The sequence below is a fragment of the Methylophaga sp. genome (assembly GCF_030651745.1).
The window spans coordinates 1-7976 of record NZ_JAUSCC010000069.1; the positions used below are offsets into that span (position 1 = coordinate 1).

General features: G+C 46.1%; 6 protein-coding genes and 2 pseudogenes. 5 read left to right on the plus strand and 3 right to left on the minus strand.

Annotated features, from left to right (window positions below):
- The 3 genes and pseudogenes from Q7V21_RS08195 to dsbD form a co-directional block, all read right to left on the minus strand.
- Positions 1–94: pseudogene (locus Q7V21_RS08195) on the minus strand (acetyl-CoA carboxylase biotin carboxyl carrier protein); the annotation flags it as partial.
- 3 nt (positions 95–97) lie between these two features.
- The gene (gene aroQ / locus Q7V21_RS08200) at positions 98–541 is read right to left on the minus strand and encodes a type II 3-dehydroquinate dehydratase (protein WP_304916820.1); all 444 of its coding nucleotides are present in this window, start codon (positions 539–541) and stop codon (positions 98–100) included.
- 126 nt (positions 542–667) lie between these two features.
- Positions 668–2515 carry a protein-disulfide reductase DsbD gene (gene dsbD, locus Q7V21_RS08205; protein ID WP_304916821.1) on the minus strand — a complete coding sequence of 616 codons (1848 nt, stop codon included), beginning with the start codon at positions 2513–2515 and terminating at the stop codon, positions 668–670.
- 136 nt (positions 2516–2651) lie between these two features.
- On the opposite strand from dsbD, the gene Q7V21_RS08210 reads away from it, so the two are divergent.
- From Q7V21_RS08210 to Q7V21_RS08230, 5 genes and pseudogenes are all read left to right on the plus strand, one after another.
- On the plus strand, positions 2652–4301 hold the full coding sequence (locus tag Q7V21_RS08210; protein ID WP_304916822.1) for an inorganic phosphate transporter: 1650 nt from the start codon (positions 2652–2654) through the stop codon (positions 4299–4301).
- Positions 4302–4361: 60 nt separating this feature from the next.
- On the plus strand, positions 4362–5582 hold the full coding sequence (arsJ, locus tag Q7V21_RS08215) for an organoarsenical effux MFS transporter ArsJ (RefSeq protein WP_304916823.1): 1221 nt from the start codon (positions 4362–4364) through the stop codon (positions 5580–5582).
- Positions 5583–5667: 85 nt separating this feature from the next.
- Complete coding sequence (phoB, locus tag Q7V21_RS08220) at positions 5668–6360, plus strand: phosphate regulon transcriptional regulator PhoB (protein ID WP_304916824.1); 693 nt, start codon at positions 5668–5670, stop codon at positions 6358–6360.
- Positions 6361–6372: 12 nt separating this feature from the next.
- Positions 6373–7662: a phosphate regulon sensor histidine kinase PhoR gene (gene phoR, locus Q7V21_RS08225; RefSeq protein ID WP_304916825.1), complete on the plus strand. Its 1290-nt coding sequence runs from the start codon at positions 6373–6375 to the stop codon at positions 7660–7662.
- 134 nt (positions 7663–7796) lie between these two features.
- Positions 7797–7976: pseudogene (locus Q7V21_RS08230) on the plus strand (phosphate-binding protein); the annotation flags it as partial.

Sequence of the window (7976 nt, forward strand, 5' to 3'; positions counted from 1 at the left end):
TACGAACAGATTCTTCACCTTCAGAAATTTCGATCTCTGCAACATCCGATTCCTGAATCAAATCAATCAATTTTTTTATTTTACGAATATCCATGATTTAGCCTTGATGGTTGGTGTGTGTAATGGCAGCTTGTAATGCCAATTCATAGCCTTGTGCACCGAGTCCGCAAATTACGCCGACAGCCAAATCCGAAAAATAGGACTGCTGACGAAACGCCTCACGACGATGCACATTGGACAAATGTATTTCGATAAAAGGTATTGCTATCGCAGCTAATGCATCACGAAGTGCCACACTGGTATGGGTAAAAGCTGCGGGGTTTATTAAAATAAAATCATACTGTTGACGGGCTGACTGTATGGCAGAGATGAGTTCATGTTCAGCATTGCTTTGCAGAAAATTGAGCTGATGGCCATCAGCCTGTGCCAACTGTTGCAATCGAGTATTGATATCGTCGAGGGTAGTGGCTCCATAAATTTCAGGCTCGCGCTGACCCAACAAATTCAGATTGGGGCCATGCAATACTAGAAATTTCGCCATAACAACAACACACCAACACTGGAAATATAAGGCGGGATTTTGCACCAGCCAGCACTTTATTGTCCAGCTTTTTAACTAAAAATCCGGCTTTTTGTCGCTAATTTCGCCGAAATACAGCTATTCTTGTTATTTCGTTTGTTGGGCCAGGAAATCCGCCAAATGAGCGTTCAACTGGGCAGCAGAGACATGACCAACCAAACGATGTGAGGTGGATTCTTCAGCATTTTTGTCATAAAACAACATGCTTGGCGGACCAAATACCCGCAGGGCTTTTAATAATGCTTGATGCGCATTGGTGTTATCTGTGAGGTCGACTTTCAACAACGTAAAGTTCTGCAAAGTACTGACCACCTGAGCATCCCGGAAAGTGGTTTGTTCCATAGCCTTACAATCGGTACACCAGTCGGCATAAAAATCCAGCATTACCGGTTTATTGCTGAGGTTTAACGCGGATTCAAGTTCTTCAATTGAATTTACATAAGCAAATTGCAGACTTGGTTGAGAAGTTGAGCTGGCATTGCCAACACTCAGTTTATGCAAAGGCTGCAAAATAGATTGTCCGCCACTGGCACTACCAATTAATAACAAAGCGCCACTGATAAGTGACAACAGCCCGAGACCTTTCCAGAATTTTTGCCAGCCGGTAGCCTCAATCGGCAAATTATTCAGTGCGCCAAGATAAACCGCGGTAATTATTAACAAGGCGCCACTCATAAATAAAATTGCCCAGCCTGGCAGAATACGATCCAGCATCCAGATGGCCAATGCGATCAGCATTACCCCAAAAAATGCTTTGATGTTTTCCATCCAGCGGCCTGCTTTGGGTAACAACGTGCCTGCTGAGGTGCCGATGATCAATAACGGTATGCCCATGCCGATACTCATGGCAAACAAAGCGGCACCACCTAATACGGGATCAGCATGCTGACTGATAAATAACAAGGCTCCGGCTAAAGGCGGTGCCAGGCACGGTCCGACAATTAATCCTGATAACAGACCCATCAAAGCCACACCAAACAAGGTGCCGCCTTGCTGACGATGACTGAGCTGATGCAGGCGTTGCTGCAATCCATGCGGTAACTGTAATTCATAAAAGCCAAACATTGATAATGCCAGCAATAGCAAAATGCCGACAAAGCTGGATATGACCCAGGGGTTTTGCAGCATCGCTTGTAAATTGCCACCGAGCAGGCCGGTTAAAACGCCTGCAACGGTATAGGTCACCGACATGGCTAAAACATAGGTCAGTGATAAAACAAACGCCCGGCGCGTGGTGATGCTTTCACCCTGACCGACAATGATGCCGGACAAAATCGGGATCATTGGGAATACACAAGGGGTAAAGGCGAGCAGTAAGCCGAGTCCCAGAAATCCAAACAAAATCTGGAGCAGATTATCGTTTTGCAGACGGTGTGAAATCTCCTCCTGTTGGCTGATTAGATTGGAGCTCATACCTGTTGGTGCAGCAATCTCTTGCACAACAGGCGTTTCTACCGCTGTTGCATCGCTGATAGCGGGCAGACTTAGAGTGATGGTCTTGCGAGTTGGCGGATAGCAAATACCAAAGGTTTCAGAGCACCCCTGATAGTGAGCCGTTAAGGTCAGGGAGGTTGCGTCAGTTTGACTGCGGATCAAGGGTAGATTTAGCTGTATATCACGGGTATAAACCTCTGAAAGCCCAAAGTAGGCATCATTCTTCATATCCCCGGCGGGCAAGGTGAATGCACCAATCTGCACCGCGTCGTTATCGGTTATTTCAAAGCGGATTTTATCCTGATAAAGATAATTACCCTCCATGATTCGCCAACCGGCCAGAATCGTTTCGGGATTGGTGAGCACTGCATCAAAAGCAAAGGCTTCATCTACTTCAGGAGGCATATCAGCATTATTAAAGCCGAATTTTTCCAATAGGCTGGGTCGCGCTTGTGCTGAAAAACTGCTGAGCAGCATAAGCAGGATTAAAAATTGTTTCATGTAAAGATCGCCACTGATTCGTTGCAGTTACAGACCATTCTAACAGTCGATTGTTACATGGGTGAATGTAACAAGGTGTCATGTTGTCGTTAAACTGTAATAATTAGCCTCATTTTTGGCAACGCACAGGTGACTTGTGGAAATCAAAACCATTCATAAACTTGAAAAGCAGGCCTATAAAAAAAGCCATGCTGAAATAGCACGAATAGGTTTTGCCTTATTCTTCCTCGCTGCCATCCTCGCTTACAGCTTCGCCACAACAGGTGGTGTCCCCAATAATCTTTTCCTCGCTATCGCCGCCGTATTTGGTGGTTATATGGCCATGAATATCGGTGCCAATGATGTCGCCAACAATGTCGGTCCGGCAGTTGGTTCCAAGGCATTGACCATGGGCGGTGCCATTATGATCGCCATGATATTCGAAGCCGCAGGGGCTTTCATTGCCGGTGGTGAAGTAGTGTCGACCATTAAAGGTGGCATCATTGATCTCAACCAATTCGGCGACGATACCGATAGCTTTATCTGGGCCATGATGGCAGCTTTGTTAGCGGCAGCGTTATGGTTGAATCTAGCCACATTTGCCGGAGCGCCGGTTTCGACGACGCATTCAATTGTCGGCGGGGTAATGGGAGCGGGCATGGCCGCCGCTGGTTTTCATATTGTTAATTGGGGAACCATGGGAGCGATTGTCAGCTCCTGGATCATTTCACCGTTAATGGGCGGCATTATTGCTGCACTGTTTTTATTGGCGATCAAAAAAACCATCATCTTTCGTGAAGATAAAATTCAGGCTTCATATCGCTGGGTTCCTGTCTATGTGGGTGTAATGGCCTGGGCGTTTGTGACATATCTGATTCTAAAAGGTCTCGGTCAAGTCTGGGGTCATTGGATGGAGCTGATCAATGCATTGCCACTGATTTCAATAGAGGCAAGGGCAAAACCAGCTTTTGCTACTGCATCAACCATCGGTCTGATTATAGGTTTATTGGTTTTTGGCTTAGTGAAGAAGTCACTCAAAAGAAATATGGCTGGCATGAAAAACGATCGGCATAGCGTGAATGGACAATTCACCATTCCATTGATATTTGCTGCTGCATTATTGAGTTTTGCCCATGGTGCCAATGACGTTGCAAATGCCATCGGGCCTTTAGCCGCGATTAACGACGCGATCATGACCGGCGGTATTACTTCGCAGGCTGGTATTCCGATATGGGTTATGGCGGTCGGGGCTATTGGTATAGCTATTGGTTTGGGCTTGTATGGTCCACGATTGATTCGCACTGTCGGCGGTGAAATTACCGAGCTGGATCAAATGCGAGCTTATTCCATAGCGATGGCAGCATCATTAACGGTCATTATTGCCAGTCAGTTGGGGTTACCGGTCAGCACCACGCATGTGGCGATTGGCGGTGTGTTCGGGGTGGGGTTCCTGCGTGAATGGCTGGATGAATCTAATAAAATCGAACGACAGATTGATCGCGAAAAAGCTGAAATCAGAGATGATAAAAAAATGCTCAATGCCTTGCGCGGCGAGTTGAAAAAACTGGAGAAAAAACCCGCAAAATCCGTTGAGGAATATCAGCGTATTACCGAGCTTTACCGGTTGATTGACGAAGAAGAAGCTGAGCTGAAAAAAGCCAAAAAAATCCTCAAAAAAGAAAAGAAAAACCTGTTTGTAAAACGCGATATGGTGAAAAAGATCGTTACAGCTTGGATCGTCACTGTTCCAGCAGCGGCAACCTTATCAGCCTGCATTTTCTTTATGATAAAAGGCATCATGCTGTAATCAAACATTCATTAAGTTGACATATTCTTCATCTGGTAAATTTCTCAGGCAAATTTGAATATGCTGGATAAACTTAAAGCCTTACCGGTAGCGATTCAGCAATATCTGGTGGTGACCTTCAGTTATTGGGCGTTTACCGTTTCTGATGGTGCATTACGCATGTTGGTGGTGTTGTTCTTCCATCAGCTTGGTTACAGCCCGCTTGAAGTGGCAATGCTGTTTGTTTTGTATGAATTTTTCGGCATTGTGACAAACCTGGTGGGTGGGTGGCTGGCCGCAAGATTAGGGCTTAATGTCACCATGCATCTGGGCCTGTTATTGCAGGTTATTGCTTTAGCAATGCTGCTGGTGGATCCGCAATGGCTTTCTGTAGCCTATGTGATGGTCGCGCAGGCGCTTTCGGGTATTGCCAAAGATCTCAATAAAATGAGCGCCAAATCCAGTATCAAAATGCTGGTGGCAGATGACGCACAATCTACTTTATTTAAATGGATATCCATTCTCACCGGTTCAAAAAATGCCTTGAAAGGGGTAGGTTTTTTTGTCGGTGCCGCTTTGCTTTCATGGATAGGCTTTCGTGGTGCCATTTTGGTTATGGCTGCAGTGTTATTGGTTGTGTTGATTTTCAGCATCGTGATGTTGCAGCGTGATTTAGGCAAAGCCAAAAACAAACCCAAATTCAGTGATATCTGGTCAAAAAGTGCGGCAGTGAATCGTTTGTCGTTAGCTCGATTTTTCCTATTTGGTTCACGTGATATCTGGTTTGTTGTGGCGCTACCGGTGTTTTTGCATGCGCAATTGGAATGGCCAGCGATTTATGTCGGCGCTTTGCTGGCGGCATGGGTTATTGCCTATGGCATTGTGCAGGCGTTGGCACCTAAACTCACCGGCTTTTCCAAGCAAAACGCGCCGGATGGCTATCATGTCTGGTTATGGTCTTTACCACTTTTAGTGTTGCCCTTATTGATTGCTGGCGCTGTGTATTTTCAATGGGCGGTACTACCGGCATTAACTATCGGTTTATTGATCTACGGCGCTATCTTTGCGATTAACTCGGCGATCCATTCCTATCTGATTGTGTCTTATGCTGATGCAGCCGGTGTGTCGTTGGATGTTGGCTTTTATTACATGGCAAATGCTGCCGGCAGACTGTTTGGTACTTTGTTATCCGGCTGGGTTTATCAGGTTGCCGGCTTGGCTGCTTGTTTAGTTATTTCAGCATTGATGATTTTCGCCGCCAGCATTATTTCAAAAATGTTACCGCGGCAAGCCCAGAGCTGATAAAGCTTTCAGCGCTGTTATCAAACTGTCATATTTGCCCGTTAAGCTTTACGCTACGCAAAAATACATCAGGGAACCCCCGCACATGAGCATATCGGTTTTGTTAGTGGAAGATGATGCCGCCATACGTGACATGATTAATTTCAGTCTGCGTCAGGCAGGATTTACTTGTGAAGCCTCTAAGGATGGAGAGTCCGGTCTGGAGTGGCTGAAAAACCAGCAGCCTGACATGATTTTACTCGACTGGATGTTGCCAGGAATTGATGGCATTGAGTTTATCCGACGACTGCGTGCCAATGAGTTTTTGGCTTCAATTCCAGTCATTATGCTCACCGCCAAAGGTGAAAGCGAAGATATGGTCAAAGGTCTCAGTGTCGGTGCAGATGATTACATCAACAAACCTTTTTCACCCCCAGAGCTGATCGCTCGTATCAAAGCCGTATTACGTCGTTGCCGACCCATTGATAGCGATGATGCGCAAAAACTGCAAATGGCAGAATTAGTAATGGATACCAAAAGCCATCGGGTTTCCGTTAATGGTGAAAGAATCGAATTGGGCCCGACTGAATTCCGTTTGTTGCATTTCTTTATGAAGAATCCAGAGCGGGCTTATAACCGTTCTCAATTATTAGATTTTGTCTGGGGTGACACTGTATATATAGAGGAGCGCACAGTGGATGTGCATATTCGTCGTTTACGCAAAGCTTTAGAACCAAGTGGTCACGACAATCTGGTGCAAACCGTTCGTGGTGTGGGTTACCGTTTTTCTGCTGAATAACGGAGCACGCTAATGCAATGGGATTATTGGCGTTTACTGACCGTGCTCAGCTTGGCAGGCTTTGTCGGGCTGGTAGTCGGGCATATGATGGCTTTTCTGTTTATTGCGGCACTTATTTATATTTTCTGGCTGCAAGGCAAATGGTTTCAATTAAAAAGCTGGTTAGATAAACCGAAAAAAAATCGCTCGCCTGAAGCCGAAGGGGTGATTGATGATGTGTGTCGGCAGATAGAACAGATGCGGGCACAAAACAGCAGCCGCAAGAAAAAACTCACAGGTTATTTAAAACGTTTTCAGTCGGCCACTGCCGCATTACCCGATGCAGTTGTAGTAATGGGTGAATTTGGTCAGGTAAGTTGGGCCAATACCTCTGCAACAGAATTACTTGGCATCAGCTGGCCTAGAGATAATGGTGTGCGCGTTAATAATCTGGTGCGAGATCCGGCATTTCAAAGCTTGCTTGAGATGGAAGTCGATGCTCCGACAGCGGTGATCTCTCCATCACCTATGGATGAGCGTATTCAGCTGGAATTTAAAGTAGTACGTTATGCCAGCAAGGATCGCTTGTTGATCGCCAGAGATATTACCCAAACCCAAAAACTGCAACGTATGCGCCGCGATTTTGTCGCCAATGTGTCGCATGAATTACGTACTCCATTGACCGTATTACGTGGTTATCTGGAAACCCTGACCACGGAAAGTGATCCTGATTTATGGCGTCATGCATTACCGGTGATGCAGCAGCAAAGCCAGCGCATGCATTTAATGATTAAAGACTTGCTGGCTTTATCGCAACTGGAAACCGGTGATAAACCTTTATTACACAGACCAACGGATATTCCACGGCTACTAGCGGCAATTGTTGAAGATGCCAAACGTCTGGAACATTTCAACGCGCATCAGATAACCCTGCAGAACCTCAGTGATAAATGGTTACTGGCCGATGTCGATGAGCTGCGCAGTGCCATTTCCAATCTGGTGTTTAACGCGGTGAAATATACGCCGGAAGCGTGCGAGATTGAGGTTGTCTGGCAGGTTGACCAAAATGTGCCGTCAATCAGTGTGATTGATCATGGTGATGGCATAGAAACCCGACATTTGGAAAGACTTACCGAACGGTTTTATCGCGTTGATTCCGGCCGTTCCCGTGAAGCGGGGGGAACGGGGCTTGGGCTCGCCATCGTGAAACATGTGCTGCAACGCCATAATGCGGTGCTCACTATTGATAGCCAGATTGGCCAAGGTTCGCGTTTTACCTGCATTTTTCCGGAAAATAAATTGGTTGAACCCAGCGATATCTAAGCTCAGATCATCGCTGCGGTTGTCATTGAATTGTCATATTAACTTCATACTCTTGTCACAGTCCGGCCCGATACTAGGTCAGGTAAGCAGCTTGTAGTTGCTTTATTTCTCTCAACCAATGGAGCTGAACACTCATGTTCAAAACTAAACTCGCCGTTCTGGGCGCCGCTGTGACGATGGCGTTCTCATCCGTAACACTGGCTGACGTTGATCCAAATCTTCCTGAATACAAATCTGTATCAGGTGTATCTGGCAACTTGACCAGTATCGGTTCTGATACATTGAACAACCTGATGACATTGTGGGCTGAAGAA

What these genes read in the sequence shown, in the direction of transcription:
- aroQ (WP_304916820.1), bottom strand. Translation starts at nt 541, where the DNA reads ATGGCGAAATTTCTAGTATTGCATGGCCCCAATCTGAATTTGTTGGGT.
- arsJ (WP_304916823.1), top strand. Translation starts at nt 4,362, where the DNA reads ATGCTGGATAAACTTAAAGCCTTACCGGTAGCGATTCAGCAATATCTG.
- dsbD (WP_304916821.1), bottom strand. Translation starts at nt 2,515, where the DNA reads ATGAAACAATTTTTAATCCTGCTTATGCTGCTCAGCAGTTTTTCAGCA.
- phoR (WP_304916825.1), top strand. Translation starts at nt 6,373, where the DNA reads ATGCAATGGGATTATTGGCGTTTACTGACCGTGCTCAGCTTGGCAGGC.
- phoB (WP_304916824.1), top strand. Translation starts at nt 5,668, where the DNA reads ATGAGCATATCGGTTTTGTTAGTGGAAGATGATGCCGCCATACGTGAC.